Annotated in this window: 17 protein-coding genes; 1 reads left to right on the forward strand and 16 read right to left on the reverse strand. The window is 41.8% G+C overall.

Annotated elements, in window-relative coordinates; translation table 11 throughout:
* Positions 1-12: 12 nt before the first annotated feature.
* The gene (gene wzzB, locus EnteroDNA1_RS06440) at positions 13-993 is read right to left on the reverse strand and encodes an LPS O-antigen chain length determinant protein WzzB (protein WP_064672783.1); all 981 of its coding nucleotides are present in this window, start codon (positions 991-993) and stop codon (positions 13-15) included.
* A gap of 191 nt (positions 994-1,184) precedes the next feature.
* Between wzzB and EnteroDNA1_RS06445 the strand changes: the two genes are divergently transcribed.
* Complete coding sequence (locus tag EnteroDNA1_RS06445; RefSeq protein WP_069303054.1) at positions 1,185-2,189, forward strand: NAD-dependent epimerase; 1,005 nt, start codon at positions 1,185-1,187, stop codon at positions 2,187-2,189.
* 52 nt (positions 2,190-2,241) lie between these two features.
* Here EnteroDNA1_RS06445 and ugd read toward each other — a convergent pair whose 3' ends face one another.
* The 15 genes from ugd to galF all read right to left on the reverse strand — a co-directional run bounded on the left by ugd (position 2,242) and on the right by galF (position 17,936).
* Complete coding sequence (gene ugd, locus EnteroDNA1_RS06450) at positions 2,242-3,408, reverse strand: UDP-glucose 6-dehydrogenase (protein WP_033145958.1); 1,167 nt, start codon at positions 3,406-3,408, stop codon at positions 2,242-2,244.
* Positions 3,409-3,634: 226 nt separating this feature from the next.
* Positions 3,635-5,041, reverse strand: coding sequence for an NADP-dependent phosphogluconate dehydrogenase (gene gndA, locus EnteroDNA1_RS06455; protein WP_069303055.1), 1,407 nt, complete (start codon positions 5,039-5,041; stop codon positions 3,635-3,637).
* Between the two features lie 121 nt (positions 5,042-5,162).
* The gene (galE, locus tag EnteroDNA1_RS06460; RefSeq protein ID WP_064672786.1) at positions 5,163-6,182 is read right to left on the reverse strand and encodes a UDP-glucose 4-epimerase GalE; all 1,020 of its coding nucleotides are present in this window, start codon (positions 6,180-6,182) and stop codon (positions 5,163-5,165) included.
* Positions 6,183-6,277: 95 nt separating this feature from the next.
* Positions 6,278-7,405: a glycosyltransferase family 4 protein gene (locus EnteroDNA1_RS06465; protein WP_064672787.1), complete on the reverse strand. Its 1,128-nt coding sequence runs from the start codon at positions 7,403-7,405 to the stop codon at positions 6,278-6,280.
* On the reverse strand, positions 7,402-8,508 hold the full coding sequence (locus EnteroDNA1_RS06470; protein ID WP_064672788.1) for a glycosyltransferase: 1,107 nt from the start codon (positions 8,506-8,508) through the stop codon (positions 7,402-7,404). Before EnteroDNA1_RS06470 ends, EnteroDNA1_RS06465 begins: the two co-directional genes overlap by 4 nt.
* Positions 8,495-9,655 (reverse strand): EpsG family protein, encoded by a 1,161-nt coding sequence (locus tag EnteroDNA1_RS06475; RefSeq protein WP_064672789.1) that lies wholly within the window; start codon positions 9,653-9,655, stop codon positions 8,495-8,497. Before EnteroDNA1_RS06475 ends, EnteroDNA1_RS06470 begins: the two co-directional genes overlap by 14 nt.
* Positions 9,655-10,542 carry a glycosyltransferase family 2 protein gene (locus tag EnteroDNA1_RS06480; protein ID WP_064672790.1) on the reverse strand — a complete coding sequence of 296 codons (888 nt, stop codon included), beginning with the start codon at positions 10,540-10,542 and terminating at the stop codon, positions 9,655-9,657. The genes EnteroDNA1_RS06475 and EnteroDNA1_RS06480 overlap by 1 nt, the downstream gene beginning before the upstream one ends.
* A gap of 1 nt (position 10,543) precedes the next feature.
* On the reverse strand, positions 10,544-11,509 hold the full coding sequence (locus EnteroDNA1_RS06485; protein ID WP_166670504.1) for a glycosyltransferase family 2 protein: 966 nt from the start codon (positions 11,507-11,509) through the stop codon (positions 10,544-10,546).
* 25 nt (positions 11,510-11,534) lie between these two features.
* Positions 11,535-12,800, reverse strand: a complete 1,266-nt coding sequence (locus tag EnteroDNA1_RS06490; protein ID WP_069303056.1) for an O-antigen translocase — start codon at positions 12,798-12,800, stop codon at positions 11,535-11,537.
* On the reverse strand, positions 12,788-13,891 hold the full coding sequence (locus EnteroDNA1_RS06495) for a DegT/DnrJ/EryC1/StrS family aminotransferase (RefSeq protein ID WP_064672793.1): 1,104 nt from the start codon (positions 13,889-13,891) through the stop codon (positions 12,788-12,790). Before EnteroDNA1_RS06495 ends, EnteroDNA1_RS06490 begins: the two co-directional genes overlap by 13 nt.
* Before the next feature lie 2 nt (positions 13,892-13,893).
* Entirely contained in the window at positions 13,894-14,349 is a 456-nt protein-coding gene (locus EnteroDNA1_RS22455) for an acyltransferase (RefSeq protein WP_064672794.1), read from the reverse strand.
* Entirely contained in the window at positions 14,350-14,745 is a 396-nt protein-coding gene (locus EnteroDNA1_RS22460) for a sugar 3,4-ketoisomerase (RefSeq protein ID WP_064672795.1), read from the reverse strand. It abuts the gene before it with no gap.
* Positions 14,742-15,611: a glucose-1-phosphate thymidylyltransferase RfbA gene (gene rfbA / locus EnteroDNA1_RS06510; protein ID WP_064672796.1), complete on the reverse strand. Its 870-nt coding sequence runs from the start codon at positions 15,609-15,611 to the stop codon at positions 14,742-14,744. Before rfbA ends, EnteroDNA1_RS22460 begins: the two co-directional genes overlap by 4 nt.
* A gap of 1 nt (position 15,612) precedes the next feature.
* Positions 15,613-16,686, reverse strand: coding sequence for a dTDP-glucose 4,6-dehydratase (rfbB, locus tag EnteroDNA1_RS06515; RefSeq protein WP_069303057.1), 1,074 nt, complete (start codon positions 16,684-16,686; stop codon positions 15,613-15,615).
* Between the two features lie 353 nt (positions 16,687-17,039).
* Positions 17,040-17,936: a GalU regulator GalF gene (gene galF / locus EnteroDNA1_RS06520; RefSeq protein WP_029742022.1), complete on the reverse strand. Its 897-nt coding sequence runs from the start codon at positions 17,934-17,936 to the stop codon at positions 17,040-17,042.
* Positions 17,937-18,025: the final 89 nt, after the last annotated feature.

Raw genomic sequence — 18,025 nt, forward strand, 5'->3', positions numbered from 1 at the left:
TTTATCTGCAAATCAGACTTTTGGTTTGTAGTTGCGCAATGCGCTGCGGCCAAGCACAAAACCGGAACCAAGCAACCCGCCCAGCAGTACAGCAAGAATAAGAGTAATTGCTTTTTTCGGGCTGTCACGTCGTACAGGGAGTTCCGGCTTCATGACATAACGGTAAACGTGGATCGAGTCTGGGTTAACGCTCAGATTCTGGATGTCCAGCAGATTTCGCCTGGTCTGGTAATAAGCTCTGGGAAAGACCAACGGGAGAGAAGCTTCGTTGTCAATCATTGATTTCAGCCCCTCACTTCCCAGAAGGAACAATGTTTCCTGAGTCACCTCCTGGGTTTGCTGAAGCTGAGGCGAGGTAATTTTCGCCGCTTCAGCGTTCTTGAGTGCCTCAGCAATCTGTTTGATACGCAGATCTTTTTGCTCCTGAGCGACCTTCTCCTGGTTTTTCAGAGAATCGTTCAGGGTCTTTATCTGCTCCTTAATATTGTCATTAAGGTCAGCGGCGAGTTCTTTAGCCGTTTGCTCATCAACCTGCTGAATGTACTGCGCTAGCTGCTTTTGCGCGGCTTCTGCCGATGAACTGGTATACGATACAATTAACGGGAATGGCTGGTCTTTAACCTTGGGCTCAATCGTCAGTTTTTCAGGTACAGCCTGGTTTTCAAGCGCCTGCGACAACGCCGAGAATGAGGCGCTAAAACGGCCGATAGCACGCGTTTGGTTGTCATTCATTGTAGGTGCGGCGGTACCATACAGGATATTCAACGCATTAGAATAGCTGGCAATCTGAGCTGCGTCAGGTTGTGCAATAATTGCGCTAGAGGTCCACTTTTCTTTTGCAACGGATAAATATCCAATTGCCAGGGCGATACAAACAACAACAAAGGCTGCTATCACCCACTTCCCACGCCACAGCTGCAGCATTAAATCAAGTAAATCAATTTGCTCCGGGTCATTGCCTCGGCTGACCTGGCTATTGTTATTTTGCGTCATACAATCCCTAACTGATAAAAAAGGGCAAACATAATTTTGTTTGTATAGTTTATCCATTACTGGCGATTTTTCTATAAGAATCCGATGAGTAATATCGGAAAGATGGGTTATGTAACTTACACCCTTCGCGCTATCATAGACGCCATGTGATGCGTTACGGCATCTATAAAATAGGGTTTATGAGGGAAGCTATGAAATTTTTAGTCACGGGCGCTGCAGGTTTTATCGGTGCGAATGTCAGTAAACGCCTCCTTGAGGCTGGTCATCAGGTTGTTGGTATCGATAACCTCAATGAATACTACGATGTCAACCTGAAGCTGGCGCGCCTGGAACTGTTAAAATCTGAGAGTTTCACCTTCCACAAGCTGGAATTAGCTGACCGGGAAGATATGGCCACGCTTTTCGCCAGTGAGAAGTTTGATCGTGTGATTCATCTGGCCGCGCAGGCGGGTGTACGCTACTCTCTTGAAAACCCTCACGCGTATGCAGATGCCAACCTTATTGGGCATCTCAACGTGCTGGAAGGCTGCCGCCATAACAATGTTCAGCATCTTCTGTATGCCTCATCGAGCTCAGTATACGGTCTCAACCGCAAGATGCCTTTCTCCACTGACGACTCCGTGGATCACCCGGTCTCGCTCTATGCCGCGACCAAAAAAGCCAACGAGTTGATGTCGCACACCTATTCGCATCTTTACAACTTGCCGACCACCGGCCTGCGCTTCTTCACCGTGTACGGTCCGTGGGGACGCCCGGACATGGCGCTATTTAAGTTTACTAAAGCGATCATTGAAGGCAAAAGCATCGATGTCTATAACTACGGTAAGATGAAGCGCGACTTCACGTACATTGATGACATCGCTGAAGCAATTATTCGTCTGCAGGATGTTATTCCTCAATCAGACACAAACTGGACCGTTGAGACCGGCTCCCCGGCGACCAGTTCAGCGCCTTACCGGGTCTACAACATCGGTAACAGCTCGCCAGTCGAACTGATGGATTACATTACCGCCCTGGAAGACGCGCTGGGTAAAAAAGCAGAGAAAAACATGCTACCTCTCCAGCCAGGCGATGTTCTGGAAACCAGTGCCGATACCGAGGCGCTTTATAAGGTGATCGGATTTAAACCGCAAACCTCGGTTAAAGAAGGGGTGAAGAACTTCGTCGGCTGGTACCGCGATTTCTACAAGGTTTGAAAATAAAAAACCCGGCAATTCAGCCGGGTTTTTTACAAAATAACGCAGAGAATCAGTCGCTACCAAACAGATCGCGGGTATAAACCTTATCCGCCACGTCAGCCAGCTCTTCCGCCATGCGGTTTGAAATGATGACATCGGCTTCTTTCTTAAAGGCATCCAGATCGCGGATCACCCGGGAATTGAAGAACTGATCGTCCGGCATGGCAGGCTCATAGATAACAACCTCAACCCCTTTCGCCTTAATGCGCTTCATGATCCCCTGAATGGAAGAGGCGCGGAAATTATCGGAGCCACTCTTCATGATCAGACGGTATACGCCGACCACTTTCGGTTGACGCGCAAGGATGGAATCGGAGATGAAATCTTTACGTGTACGGTTAGCGTCAACAATCGCCGAAATGAGGTTGTTCGGCACAGCCTGATAGTTTGCCAGCAATTGTTTAGTATCTTTTGGCAGGCAATAGCCGCCGTAGCCAAATGACGGGTTGTTGTAGTGGTTGCCAATACGCGGGTCGAGACACACACCTTCAATAATCTGGCGGGTATTCAGGCCAAGACTCTCTGCATAGCTGTCCAGCTCATTGAAATAAGCCACTCGCATTGCCAGGTAGGTATTCGCGAAGAGCTTAATCGCCTCAGCTTCGGTGGAGTCTGTGAACAGCACCTGAATATCTTTCTTCACTGCGCCTTCCTGAAGCAGCGCAGCAAAGCGTTCAGCGCGCTCTGAACGTTCGCCAATGACGATACGCGAAGGATGCAGGTTATCGTAAAGCGCTCTCCCCTCACGCAGGAATTCAGGCGAGAAGAAGATATTATCAATACCGAACTTTTCTTTAATAGATTTGGTAAACCCAACAGGAATGGTCGATTTAATAACCATCACCGCATCAGGGTTGATCGCGATAACGTCCTTGATCACCGCCTCTACAGTTGAGGTGTTGAAGTAATTGGTTTTAGGATCGTAGTCAGTAGGCGTCGCAATGATGACGTAATCAGCATCGCGGTATGCATCTTCTTTATCTGTCGTGGCGCGGAAATTCAGCGATTTATTGCTGAGATAGTCCTGAATTTCTTTATCCACAATCGGCGATTTTTTCTGATTGAGCATATCCACTTTGGCCTGCACGATATCCAGCGCAACCACTTCATGATTCTGGGCAATCAGAATGCCGTTAGAAAGACCGACATACCCTGTTCCGGAGATTGTTATTTTCATTCGCTAATGACTTCTGTGAGTTAACTGTACTGATGGCCGCCAGACCATCGCGATAAACATAACTGTTGGGCTTTGTACCTCCTGGCAAACTGAACTGTCAAGGCAAACCAGGAGTAATCACTACGAGCGGGGCGAGATTCAGACTACTTCGAATAACAGGCGACACTTTTTGCATAAAAAAACCCGGAGACAAGCTCCGGGTTTTGATTACAGCGAGTAAGTTAACTTATTCCATCCATTCGGTATGGAACACGCCTTCTTTATCGGTACGTTTGTAAGTATGCGCACCGAAGTAGTCACGCTGTGCCTGAATCAGGTTAGCTGGCAGCACAGCAGCACGGTAGCTGTCGTAGTAGGCTACTGCAGCAGAGAAGGTCGGAACCGGGATACCGTTCTGGACAGCGTAGGCAACCACGTCACGCAGCGCCTGCTGATATTCATCCGCAATTTTCTTGAAGTACGGTGCCAGCAGCAGGTTGGCGATACCGGCGTTTTCAGCATAGGCATCGGTGATTTTCTGCAGGAATTGCGCACGAATGATGCAACCCGCGCGGAAGATCTTCGCGATCTCACCGTAGTTCAGATCCCAGTTGTTCTCGTCTGACGCTGCACGCAGCTGAGAGAAGCCCTGCGCGTAAGAAACGATTTTACCCAGGTACAGTGCACGGCGCACTTTCTCAACGAATTCGGCTTTATCACCCGTTGGTTTAGCCTGCGGGCCAGACAGCACTTTAGATGCCGCGACGCGCTGCTCTTTCAGAGAAGAAATGTAACGCGCGAAGACGGATTCGGTGATCAGAGACAGCGGTTCGCCCAAATCCAGAGAGCTCTGGCTGGTCCATTTACCGGTACCTTTGTTCGCAGCTTCATCCAGAATCACATCAACCAGGTATTTACCCTCTTCATCTTTCTTCGTGAAGATATCTTTGGTGATGTCGATCAGATAGCTGTTCAGCTCGCCTTTGTTCCACTCGGTGAAAGTTTCCGCGAGTTCTTCATTGGAAAGGTTCAGACCGCCTTTCAGCAGGGAATAAGCCTCAGCAATCAGCTGCATGTCGCCGTATTCGATGCCGTTGTGCACCATTTTGACATAGTGACCAGCACCGTCCGGACCGATATAAGTCACACACGGCTCGCCATCTTCGGCAACGGCAGCGATTTTAGTCAGAATAGGCGCAACCAGTTCGTATGCTTCTTTCTGTCCACCAGGCATGATGGATGGGCCCTTCAGTGCGCCCTCTTCACCACCAGATACACCGGTACCGATGAAATTGAAGCCTTCAGCAGACAGCTCACGGTTACGACGAATGGTGTCCTGGAAGAAGGTGTTACCGCCATCAATGATGATGTCACCTTTTTCAAGGTAAGGCTTCAGGGAGTCGATAGCTGCATCGGTACCTGCGCCTGCTTTCACCATTAACAGGATACGACGAGGCGTTTCCAGAGATTCAACGAACTCTTTCACCGTATAGAAAGGAACCAGTTTCTTGCCTGGGTTCTCGGCAATCACTTCTTCGGTCTTATCACGGGAGCGGTTGAAAACGGAGACGGTATAACCACGGCTTTCGATGTTGAGCGCCAGGTTGCGCCCCATCACTGCCATACCGACGACGCCGATCTGTTGTTTGGACATTACATACTCCTGTCAGGTGTGGTAGCTGCGAATCATCACGCAGTTCAATGTTGGACTTATGTTAACTCAGGATGCAGAAATCCAATAATATTTACTGGTGGCGTAAGATGCTCTTTTACTATCAATTATTTTTGAAGCCGTTAGGGTTCTTTTGCTGCCAGTTCCATGCATCCCGGACCATATCCTCGAGATCCCGTTGAGCCGTCCAGCCGAGCTCATCACGTGCTTTAGAAGGATCTGACCAACATTCAGCAATATCGCCCTGACGTCTTGAGGCAAACACATAGGGTACTGAAAGTGTTGTCACTCGTTTGAACGCATCCAAAAGTTCGAGCACAGAATAACCTTTTCCTGTTCCGAGATTATAAATATTGAGATTAGATGCATCGTTTCGGCGTTTTAATGCAGCCACATGACCTTCGGCAAGATCCATAACGTGAATAAAGTCACGAACACCGGTACCATCTTTCGTCTGATAATCATTACCATAAATCGAAAGCCGTTCGCGTTTACCAATGGCGACCTGGCAGATATAAGGCATAAGATTGTTAGGAATACCGTTAGGATCTTCACCAATAAGACCTGATGGATGCGCGCCAACAGGATTGAAATATCTCAGAATAGTGATATTAAATGACGGATGGGCAATTGCTAAATCGATAAGAATTTTTTCGACCATCAATTTTGATGTGCCGTAAGGATTCGTTGTTCCTCCGGTCCGACAAGATTCTGTTAATGGAATGGTTTCTGGTTCACCGTAAACCGTAGCGGACGAACTAAAAATGAAATTTTTAACTCCTGCCTTGAGCATTTCACCCAATAAGCACAGACTTCCTAAAATATTTACCTCATAATATTTAAGGGGCTGTGATACAGATTCGCCAACTGACTTAAGACCAGCAAAGTGAATGACATCAGTTATGCTATGCTTAGAAAATATTTTTTGCAAAAGTGTACTATCTAAAATATCACCCTGATAAAAAACAGGTTCAATGCCTGTGATAGATTTTATTCTGTTCAATGATTCTAAAGAAGAGTTTGATAAGTTATCCAGTATTATAACTTTTTCACTATTTTCAAGCAGTGTTAACACAGTATGAGAACCTATGTAACCAACTCCGCCTGTAACAAGAATAGCCATATAATTTCTGACCTTAATTATCAGTTAATAATCATTAGTATAAGAACAGCAATAATGCAGAGCTTATTTAGTGCCAGATTAATATATTACAAGATTTAATCATGCGCAATTAAGATATTAATTAATTTCTCTGTAGCAGCTTTATCATCAAATTTCGCTTCCGCAATGCGGCGACTTTCTATACCCATTGATACTATCTGATCTGAATTATTAATGACAGAAGTCATTGCACTTGCAAGTGCTTCAACGTCCCAAGGTGGAACCATCAACCCATTTATACCGTGGACGATCGTTTCACGACAGCCGGGAACGTCAGTAGTAATAATCGCACGGCCAATAGACATGGCCTCTTGAGTACTACGTGGAATGCCTTCACGATAAGAAGGTAACACAAAAACACTTAGATCATTGAGATAGCTTTTTACATCTGATATCTGGCCTAAAAACTCAACATGACCTTCGTTTTCCCAACTGTTAAGTTGGTCTCGAGTAATACCACCTGGATTGTCATCTATAGCGCCAGCGATACTAAATCTCACTTGAGGAAATTTAGATTTAACGATTTTTGCGGCCTGAACAAACTCTCTGACGCCTTTTTCAACCAATAAGCGGGATACCATTCCAAAATGTATAGTATCCGTTTTTGGTTTATTATAAGAATAATCATTAAGATCGACACCAATGCCGCCAATTACCTCAAAATCAGAAATTTCGATATTATTTTGTACTACTAAGTCTTGATAATCGTCGTGATTTAGGAAAAGCACTTTTTTAGCTCGGGGCAAAGTTAACTTATATAAAAAAGTCTGTATTGCCTTTAGCAACCTCTTTTTAAACGAATCCTTTTTGAAATGAGCGGTATAGCAGAAGCCTAACCCTTCAAGAAGATTATAGATATTTTTGACACCAGCAAGTTTTGCTGCCAGAGTGCCAAAAATTACCGGCTTTGGAAAAAAACAAAAAACAACATCAGGATTAATATGTCGGATCTTTTTTGACAATGCAACCGTGTTAATTAGATCTGAAAGTGGATTCATTCCTGACCGTGAAAAATCATATTGCTCAGGCATAGCACCAAACATTGATATCGTTTGAAAATTTCCTCTGTCATTATCCATAACAAGGACGTGAACCTTAATTCCTCTGGTCACAAGTTGTTCAATCAATTTTTTTCTAAAAAGAATAATGGTGCTAGATTGATTCCCTATGAGCAAAATTTTCATTTATCAACCTGTTGTGTTTTGTAAATACTTAACCAACGATCCACCACAGATGTAATGGAAAAATTCTTTACAATATGGTTACGGTTTTGATTTCTAATAATCTTTTTTTGCTCAGTATTTAATTCACATATCTCAATTATTTTATCAGACAAAGCCTGGAAATTTGAAACAGGTACAACGTACTGAGGATTACCTATCACCTCTTTCACTCCGCCAGCATCTGTACATACAGCAATGCATTTACAGGCCATCGCTTCTGCAACAACTAATCCGAATCCTTCCCATTCAGATGACAGTACAAATAAATCACATGCAGAATAATAATCATTGACTGAATCAATGCTACCAAGCAAGGTTACTCGCGATGTTAAGTTTAAACGATTAATATGTCGCTCAATATCATTACGCAACTCCCCCTCGCCGATGATAATTAACCTAAAATCATCCGGCAGTATATTAAAAGCGTTAATGAGATTAGGGTAATCTTTTGCTGGGGTTAGTCGTCCAACTGCAAGAATGACTTTTTCTTTGTCATCAATATTTAGCTGATGTCTGATAGATGTCCTGCTCTCGGCGTTATAATCAAATTTATCTACGTCAATACCGTTGTATACTACCTCGGACTTCGATTTTGAAAAAGCCTTATTACGAATAAATTCATCCAGAGCCTCTCTACTCACATTAGTATTTACATCTGCAAATTTATCAGTAAGACGATAAATGAACATTCGTAATGCGCCGCCTTCATTTTTACTGTGAGCGGTACAAACAAGTTTATAACTCTTTTTAAATAAAAAACCGACTAATCTCATTAAGAGATTTGCATGAAACATATGGCTATGAACAACAGAAGGCTGATATTCTTTGAGTATTTTTCGACAGTGGAATATCACTTTAAAAAACGAGAGCGGGCTCTTCTTTAAATTCAAATTAAGGATTTTGATGTTTTTTTCTTCGGGGCGTACGACTGTCTCTCCATTTAAGGAGACAATCATGACATCATACCCACGTTGATAAAACTTATCAGCCAGGATGCACAATTGCCGTTCCGCACCACCAAGACCCAGTCCTGTGATAACGAATAGCAGTTTATTTTTGCACATTATTTGATTCTCCATTAAGCGCATCGCCCAGAACACCGTTGGCTATTCTTCCTATTTCTCTTTCATCAAATAATGTCGCGATATGATAATTCATATTGCCAAAAGATACTGGAGCGGAAGGGTTACGGAAATATGACAAGAAGCAAAACGTTAAAAAGACAAAGAAATATAAATTAAGGAACAGCGTGTTATAGCTTTTAACCTCAAAAATCCGTCTATAATTTTCTCTTGCACACAGTGAAAAGATAAAAATTGCCACAAAGATAAAATAGAAGGTAACCCTGGTTAAGAACGTTATCGCCCCGCTATAAAGATAAATAACAGCGCCAACAAAAATAAATCGATTTAATAATCTCAAGCTTTCATTCTTCTCAATCTGATAAGAATAGGAAACATAAAAAACAACGAAGAGCAGAACTAGTAGATTTAACCATCCAAACTGTATCGAGATAGGATTCTGCTCAATATAAAAAAGTATCTTTCTAAATGCGAAATTCACTTGAGCAAGTAAAATTATTATTTTTACACCAAAGATAAGCAAGAAGGCAAATAAAGAGATAGATGCAACTGTTACCGAAATGAATAGTTTTCTACTCTTTAATTTGCATAAAAAAATCGCTGGTATAATTATCAATGCTGAGACATGCATTGTAGCAGCGATGATTACACCTACAATTAGCCGCAACAATGATTTATTAAGTGAATAGTTTATTATTGCCGCAAAGACTATGATGCAGGCAATAAATTGGCGTAGTTGTTCTAATATTAATGTATACCCAAAAACAATCAACAAAGCGGCAATAAAAAGAGGTTCATTTATTTTAATTTTTTTTAAATTATATCCTAGCAATGCAAACGCCAGAGCGTAAAATAGCATTATTGCATACCCAAAGTTATTGTTTGCAATAAACAGCAAGGTTTTAAGGTAAATAACAAACCCTGGCTCAAATGCTAAATACAGTTCTTCATCATTTATGAACCGCGTATAATAAATACTCCAGTCTACGCCATTAATATAAAAAGTTGTAAAAGAGAAAACTAAAACAATCCAAATAATCATTCTAAGAATGTTTTTAGAGCCTGTATTAAACCTTCCCCATATTAGCGAAAGAATTAACAAAGGGATAACGTTCATTAGTATAAACATTATCTACGAACCTTTTCATAAAGAGTTATTATAACCTGAACAGGGTTCATTGCTTTGATATATTTGAAAGCACGCACATTATTAAAGGAAATGTATAAATTTAATTTATTATGCAAATAGCCAATATAATGTTTATCTTTTAACCTGGTCTCATTTACTAACAGTAAATCATTATAAAGATGAACATTTATAGTTGAGTTTCTGGATGTGGCTTGCGCATCATGCACCCGATACTTAACGCTTGTAAAATCAAAGAAACCTGTCTGTATATCATTATTTATAAGTTTTAACCAAAAAGGTAAATCCTCAAGTAATCGATACCGCTCATCAAACGTGATCAGGTATTTATGATTTATAAATGCACCAGGTGCCAAATTATTAAAGTGGATGTTTGCTAGATTTTTTTTGATGTTAGAAGGTGCCATCTTACAAACATCTCTTGTCCAAGGTAGCGGGTACTTATCTGGTGTAGTGACATCTGTTCCAAAGGTTTCAAAATAAGTAAAGAATGCACCATAATTTTCATTAGAAGGTACCCGTTGTACTCTTTCAATAAATTCACTGATAGAGGTAGCAATCAAAATATCATCTGATCCTATACATTTAATCCACTGCCCTTTAACGTGTTTAATCGCGCTGTTAAAGTTAGCCGTTGTACCTTTATTGGTCTCATTTTTGATCAACAGGCACTCAATATGAGGGTGTGATATTCTTTTTTCATTGAGCCAATTTTCAATAATCTGGACGCTGTTATCCTTTGAGTTGTCATCTGCTATAATTATCTGAATTGATTTGTAAGTTTGATTAATGCAGGAATCCAAGGTTTCAACAATATATTTTTCTGCATTATAACTTGCAACGATTATCGTAACTAAAATAGCATCCATATTAAAATATAATACCTAATAAAATTAATTGTAATTTGTTTTTTTTCGTGACGACCATATTTCTAACTTTCAGATCGCGAATAACAGATTTTACTGAATGGCTTATCATTGAGTGCCATTCTGCTCTCTTACTCGATGTAAGCGACTTATACCACTTAAAATATCTAACCGACACGCCCCATATAGTACTGATAATTAAAGCATACGCATCGTTAATTAGTATACTTTTGTTTTGCGAATTAGTTTTATGTTCAATATAATTTAATAGAAAGAAAGCATTATGCATTACTTTATAATAATTATGGTTGATTCTGCGCGTTGTTGAGTTAGTATTGTTTACAAAAAAATAATCACCATCGGATAAAAAGATAGTATTAGCTAAATCAAAAGAGATGCGTGAAATCACCTCATCATTATTAAGGTAATTAACGCACTCTTTATTCAAAGTATTATATGATTCGTATGCTGTTAAAATTATATTTCTATTATAAATACCAAACGCATGCACTCCCCATGACCTAATACAATTTGAAAAAACTTCCGAGCCTTTCAATTTTTTGTTAGGAGTATAACAAATAAACTTAGTTGTGACGTTTTTATCTATAGAGTCAACATAATTCAAATTAAATAAGGAAATATCATGGGAGGGTTCAGAGACTAAAGGTTTAAATGCTTTTTCCAGAGAATCCTCAGCTAAGCTGTCATCACTATCGATTACTGCAATATATTTCGATTTGGAATAGCGAATAGCAGTTTCCCTAGCCTGTGCGGCACCCTTATTGTCTTGCTTGAGTAATTGAAGGCTAAACTGCTTCGGTTCATACATTTCTACGAGAGCAGCTGTATTGTCCAGTGAACCATCGTCAACGACAATGACGCTAAACCCCTCCAAAGACTGCTTATCAAGGGTTTTCAGAATAGTTAGAATATTTGCTTCTTCATTGTATGCCGGAATAATAACGCTCAAGTCTTCGGGTGTAATCCTCATTCCATTAACTCACTTTATATTTTATATGCCACAAATAAATTATTGCAGTAGCAATGAGATAAATAAAATACGTTGAACAATATGCCAGGGTTACCCCTTCAAACCCATAAATGGAGATAAGCAATTTAACTAATAAAGGATACAGAAGGGCGAATGATACTTCTAACGTCGCATTTATCACAAAGTATCCTTTCGCCAGTAGAATAGTTGCGAAGAGCCAACTACAAATCCTGAAAAAATCGCCTATATTCTGATACAAAAAAAGAACGCCAGCACGTTGAAAATCCTTTGTGAATAAAAAACTTATAATAAAGTCTTTTAAATAGAAAATACCTAACGCCATCACAAGAGAAAGAGGTACAACAAGTCGTGCACCTGTTTTCAATATGCTTAAATGGTCAGAGAGTGTTTTCGCTGCAGCCGTTTTAGGAAAATAATAAACCGTCATAGCAGTGGTTAACACCGCAAGATAGGCTTCTGATATTTTACTAACGGCCTGCCAATACCCTGAATATTCTAACGAAAAATTATTTGTCAACAGAGTTCTGACAACAATCAGGGAAATCGGACCTGTTAAGGCACCAATTATGCCCATTGCAAAGTACTTACCCATCTCATTAACTTGCTCTCGAGGGGTCGTACCATACCAATACTTGAATTTAAACCATGGTTTTTTAAATATAATAACTATTAACCAAAAGCCGGCAACTGCATTATTTAAAGCGGCTGAAATAAGTGCACCTTTAAGCCCCAAAAAATAGACAAGGCCGGTCATGGATATAACGGATGAAGCAATGGAAAAAATATTTGCCAGGAAAAATTTATTGTGATCACCTAGCCCATTCAATACACCTAAAAAAATACTATTTATAATATTTAGCGGTAATACCATCAATGCTAAAATTATAAGCCAGTAAAACTCTTTATTATGGAAAAGATACTCAGCCAAATGACCTGAGGAAAGAATCCCCAGGCACATTATAAAACAACAGGCTATCGTTGAAAGCTTTATTGCAGCCCGCCAGTAGGGCTTAGCATTTTCATAATTGTCCTTATGCTCAGCCGAATAGCGATTAACACCCTGTGAAACCTGGGATGAGATAAACCCATTAATAAAGGTTACAAAGTTCTGTAACTGTCCCAGATTCGAAATACCTGCCGGGCCTGTATAAATAGCAACAACTTTTGATATTATTAGACCACATGCAAGCCTAAAACAGGTAATTACACCACTTAGTATCGTTACTTTTGCAAAACTCAAAGCAACCATCCATTTATTGTTTTAATCACATACTCAATATCTGCCTCTGTCATTGTCGGATCCATCGGCAAAGATAATACGCTGTTATGAAGTGATTCTGAAACAGGTAAATCCAAATGTTTCAGTTCCTCATATGCAATCTGGTGATGTGGCGGCAGAGGATAATGAACAAGGGTTTGAACATTATTACTATCCAAATATTTCTTCAACGAGTCTCTGTGATTTGTTTTAATGACAAACAAATGCCAGACGTGCTCTTGCTGAGCATCAAGAGCTGGAAGAATGACATCAGGATGGTTAATAGATGTTAAATATTTTTCAGCAATATATCTACGGCGTGAAATATCATCATCCAGATATTTTAATTTAACCGAAAGCATTGCAGCCTGGATTTCATCTAATCGGCTATTAATACCTTTATATTTATTCTGATATTTTACATGCGAACCATAATTACGTAGTGCAACAAGAACCTGCGCTAAGTTATCATCGTTAGTTGTTATCGCACCTGCATCACCGAGCGCGCCCAGATTTTTTCCCGGATAGAAACTGAAACCTGCTGCATGCCCCCAGGAGCCACATTTTTGCCCGTCAATTATCGCACCATGAGACTGAGCACAGTCTTCAAGCACGAGTAAATCATATTCAAAAGCAATCTCCATAATCCCTTTCATTGGCGAGATTCTTCCATATAAATGCACAGGTAAAATCGCTTTTGTTTTACCAGTAATCGCTTTTCTAACCCCTTCCACACTCAGATTAAATGTTGAAGGATCGGGTTCTACAAGAATCGGTGTCAGTTGGTTTTGGGTGATGGCTAAGATAGAGGCAATATATGTATTAGCAGGAACTATAACCTCATCACCATCATTCAGTTTTCCCAACTCTTTCCAGGCACGAAGTACTAAAATCAGCGCATCTAAACCATTAGCAACGCCAATAGCGTGTTTTACACCACACCATTTTGCATATTCTTTTTCAAAATTGACAAGTTCCGCACCCATTATATACCAGCCGGAGTCAATAACCCGTGAACATGCCTCTTTAAGTTCGCTTTCATATCGATTATTGATTTTTTTTAAGTTCAGAAAGTCAACCATTATTACTTCTCCAATAATATTCTTGCAGGATTGCCAACAACTGTCGTATTTGCCGGTACATCCTTCGTTACTACAGCCCCTGCGCCAACCATCGCACCTTCACCTATCACGATTCCCGGAAGAATAGTGGCATTAGCACCAATAGAAGCCCCTTTTTTTACCAGGATACTCGAAAATTTTTCGGGGTAAACTTTTGAACGCGGCTTTTTATCATTTGTAAATGCAACACAGGGGCCAATAAATACATCGTCCTCAATTGTTATACCATCCCAAATATACACACCAGATTTGATGGTCACTCGATCGCCTATTATGACATCATTTTCGATCAAGGTATGAGCACAAATATTACAATCATTACCAATGACTGCATCTTTTAAAATTACCGAGAATTGCCATACTCGCGTATTCTCACCAATATTAGCGGACTGCACATCGCTTAATTTATGTATGAACATTTATTTTGCCATCGACCGGAACTGATCATAATCCCTGATATAATCAGACTCATCATATTCATTGTCTGCTAATATCATCAGTACACAATCGGGAGTGAAGTTTTTCATTTCTCGCCAAATGAACGAGTTAATCAGTAAACCTTGAGCAGGATTATTTAAAGTGATAGAAATTCTTTCATTTCCGTCATCTAAAATAAAATCGCAGGATCCTTTCAGAACGATGGCCATTTGCATGAGTTTTTTATGCGCATGATATCCACGCGTAACCCCATTTTCAGTGTCGAAAATGTAATATACGCGTCTGATATCAAAGGGTATATTAGAATTCCTTTCTAACGATACTAATGAACCCCGTTCATCACCATGAATTTGTAAAGGGATAAGTTCGACTTTCATATACGGCTCGCTAATTTGATTAAATATTGCCCATAAGAATTTTTACTTAGCTTTGTTCCTAGCGCTAAAAGTTCATCATCACTTAACCAACCATTACGCCATGCGATCTCTTCTGGACAGGCAACCATCATCCCCTGGCGCTTTTGAACCGTTTCGACAAAACTGCCCGCTTCAATCAAGCTATCGTGTGTTCCGGTATCAAGCCATGCAAAACCACGTCCCAATAACTCAACGGTTAATAAGTTATTATTGAGATAGACTTCATTTACTGAGGTGATTTCAATCTCACCTCGTGCGGATGGTTTGATTGTTTTAGCAATGTCTACAACATTATTATCATAGAAATATAACCCGGTAACTGCCCAGTTTGATTTCGGATGTGAGGGTTTTTCTTCAATACTCAGTGCTTTGAAATTGCTGTCAAATTCAACAACGCCAAAACGTTCGGGGTCCATAACTTGATAACCAAAAACTGTCGCCCCCGAGTTACGCTCTGCTGCGCTTCTTAATTTTGGTGTAAAGCCCTGGCCAAAGAAGATGTTATCCCCCAGAACAAGGCATACCGGGTCTTTACCAATAAACTTCTCGCCAATTATAAATGCTTGCGCTAACCCATCCGGCGAAGGCTGTACAGTAAAGGATAGATTAACTCCAAATTGACTGCCATCGCCTAACAGTCTGACAAATCCTTGCTGATCTTCAGGGGTAGTAATAATTAAAATATCCTTGATACCAGCTAGCATAAGCACTGATAGTGGATAATAAATCATTGGCTTGTCGTAAACAGGGAGTAACTGCTTAGATATGCCCATCGTTATAGGATAAAGTCGAGTACCTGATCCACCTGCAAGAATGATACCTTTCATATTATTCTAATCCTAAACGTTCACGTTGATAGCTACCATCCTGAACACGACGGCACCACTCAGTATTATTTAAGTACCACTCCACCGTTTTACGGATCCCGCTCTCGAAAGTTTCCTCAGGCTTCCAGCCTAACGTCTGGCTAATCTTATCGGCATCAATCGCATAGCGACGGTCATGGCCCGGACGGTCAGCAACATACATAATCTGATCGCGATAAGACTCTTCTTTAGGCACAATCTCATCAAGCAGATCGCAAATCGTATGGACCACGTCCAGGTTCTGCTTCTCGTTATGACCACCAATGTTGTACGTTTCACCCGGTTTACCTTTAGTGACAACGGTGTACAGTGCACGCGCATGATCTTCCACATACAACCAGTCACGAATCTGGTCACCCTTGCCGTAAATAGGCAGAGCTTTTCCGTCCAGCGCATTCAGGATAACCAGTGGGATCAGTTTTTCCGGGAAATGGTACGGGCCGTAGTTATTCGAACAGTTGGTGACAATAGTTGGGAAACCATAGGTACGCAGCCAGGCACGAACAAGATGGTCGCTTGAGGCTTTTGATGCTGAATACGGGCTGCTAGGCGCATAAGCCGTGGTTTCAGTGAAGAGCGGCAGCTCAGCTGATGCCGGGTGCTCATCAGGATGCGGCAAATCACCATACACTTCGTCGGTAGAGATGTGATGGAAACGGAAGGCTTTCTTCGCTTGCTCATCCAACGTTGACCAGTAAGCACGAGCGGCTTCCAGCAGTACATAAGTGCCGACGATATTGGTTTCGATAAACGCAGCCGGGCCGGTAATAGAACGATCGACGTGACTTTCGGCGGCCAGGTGCATCACCGCATCAGGCTTATGTTTTGCGAAAATGCGATCCATGGCGTCTTTATCGCAAATATCCGCATGCTCAAAAACATATCGATCGCTTTCGCTGACTTCACTAAGCGACTCAAGGTTGCCGGCATAGGTCAGCTTATCCACATTGACGACGTCGTCCTGGGTATTTTTAATAATATGTCGTACAACCGCTGAGCCGATAAAGCCGGCCCCGCCCGTCACAAGAATTTTCACGTTATCTGTTCCGTCTAGTATATATGTCTGGATACTGGCGTTCTGAAACCTGAGCATTTATTGACGGTTTCAGAAATTGAGCACGCTACCGCCCCTGGCTTAACAGCTACCAGTGCACTGAGCGATCTCTGATTAAATGATTTTTTTGTCTGGATCCAGACAAAAAACTGGCGTTAATTGTCGTCCTAAACGACCTCAGAAACAAGCACAAATCGCTACAAAGCGATCCAGATTTAAACCCTGTAACTCTATGTAATCATAGGATTAATAATAAAAAACGGCAGTCATCATTTTGGCTATGTTTCAATACACCAAAATAATGACTGCCGCTTGTCCAAGACGTTGCAGGAATATCAGTCGTTTGCGAGCAACTTCTCAATACGGGTTCTGAACTTCGCCCCTTCCTTCAGGTTACGCAGTCCATAGTTCACGAACGCCTGCATATACCCCATTTTCTTACCGCAGTCATAGCTGTCGCCGGTCATCAGCATCGCGTCAACGGACTGTTTTTTCGCCAGTTCGGCAATCGCGTCAGTCAGCTGAATACGATCCCAGGCGCCTGGCTCGGTTTTTTCCAGCTCTGCCCAGATATCAGCGTTCAGAACATAACGGCCAACCGCCATCAGGTCTGAGTCCAGTGTCTGTGGTTGATCCGGTTTTTCGATGAACTCAACGATGCGGCTCACCTGCCCTTCCGTTTCCAGCGGTTCTTTAGTCTGGATAACGGAGTACTCGGAGAGATCGCCCTTCATGCGTTTCGCCAGCACCTGGCTACGGCCGGTTTCATTGAAACGCGCCACCATTGCCGCCAGGTTGTAACGCAGCGGATCGGCAGAAGCGGTATCGATGATGATGTCCGGAAGAACAACAATGAATGGGTTATCACCCACAACCGGACGAGCACACAGGATAGAGTGGCCCAGGCCCAGCGGCTGCGCCTGACGCACGTTCATGATGGTCACGCCCGGCGGGCAAATAGACTGCACTTCCGCCAGCAGCTGGCGTTTGACGCGCTGCTCAAGCAGCGCTTCGAGTTCGTAAGAGGTGTCGAAGTGGTTTTCTACCGCATTCTTGGAGGAGTGCGTAACCAGGACGATTTCTTTGATCCCTGCAGCAACAATCTCATCGACAATGTACTGAATCATTGGCTTGTCGACGATCGGCAGCATCTCTTTAGGAATGGCTTTTGTGGCTGGCAGCATATGCATGCCCAAGCCTGCTACCGGAATGACTGCTTTCAAATTAATCATTATTTCTTCCACCTTAAAATGGTTGACGAATTATAGCTCTTAAACCTGTTTTCGCCAGCATGATTTGCCGTAATCCTTGGGCAATGTTA

Source organism: Enterobacter sp. HK169 (assembly GCF_001719105.1).
GTDB lineage: Bacteria > Pseudomonadota > Gammaproteobacteria > Enterobacterales > Enterobacteriaceae > Enterobacter > Enterobacter asburiae_B.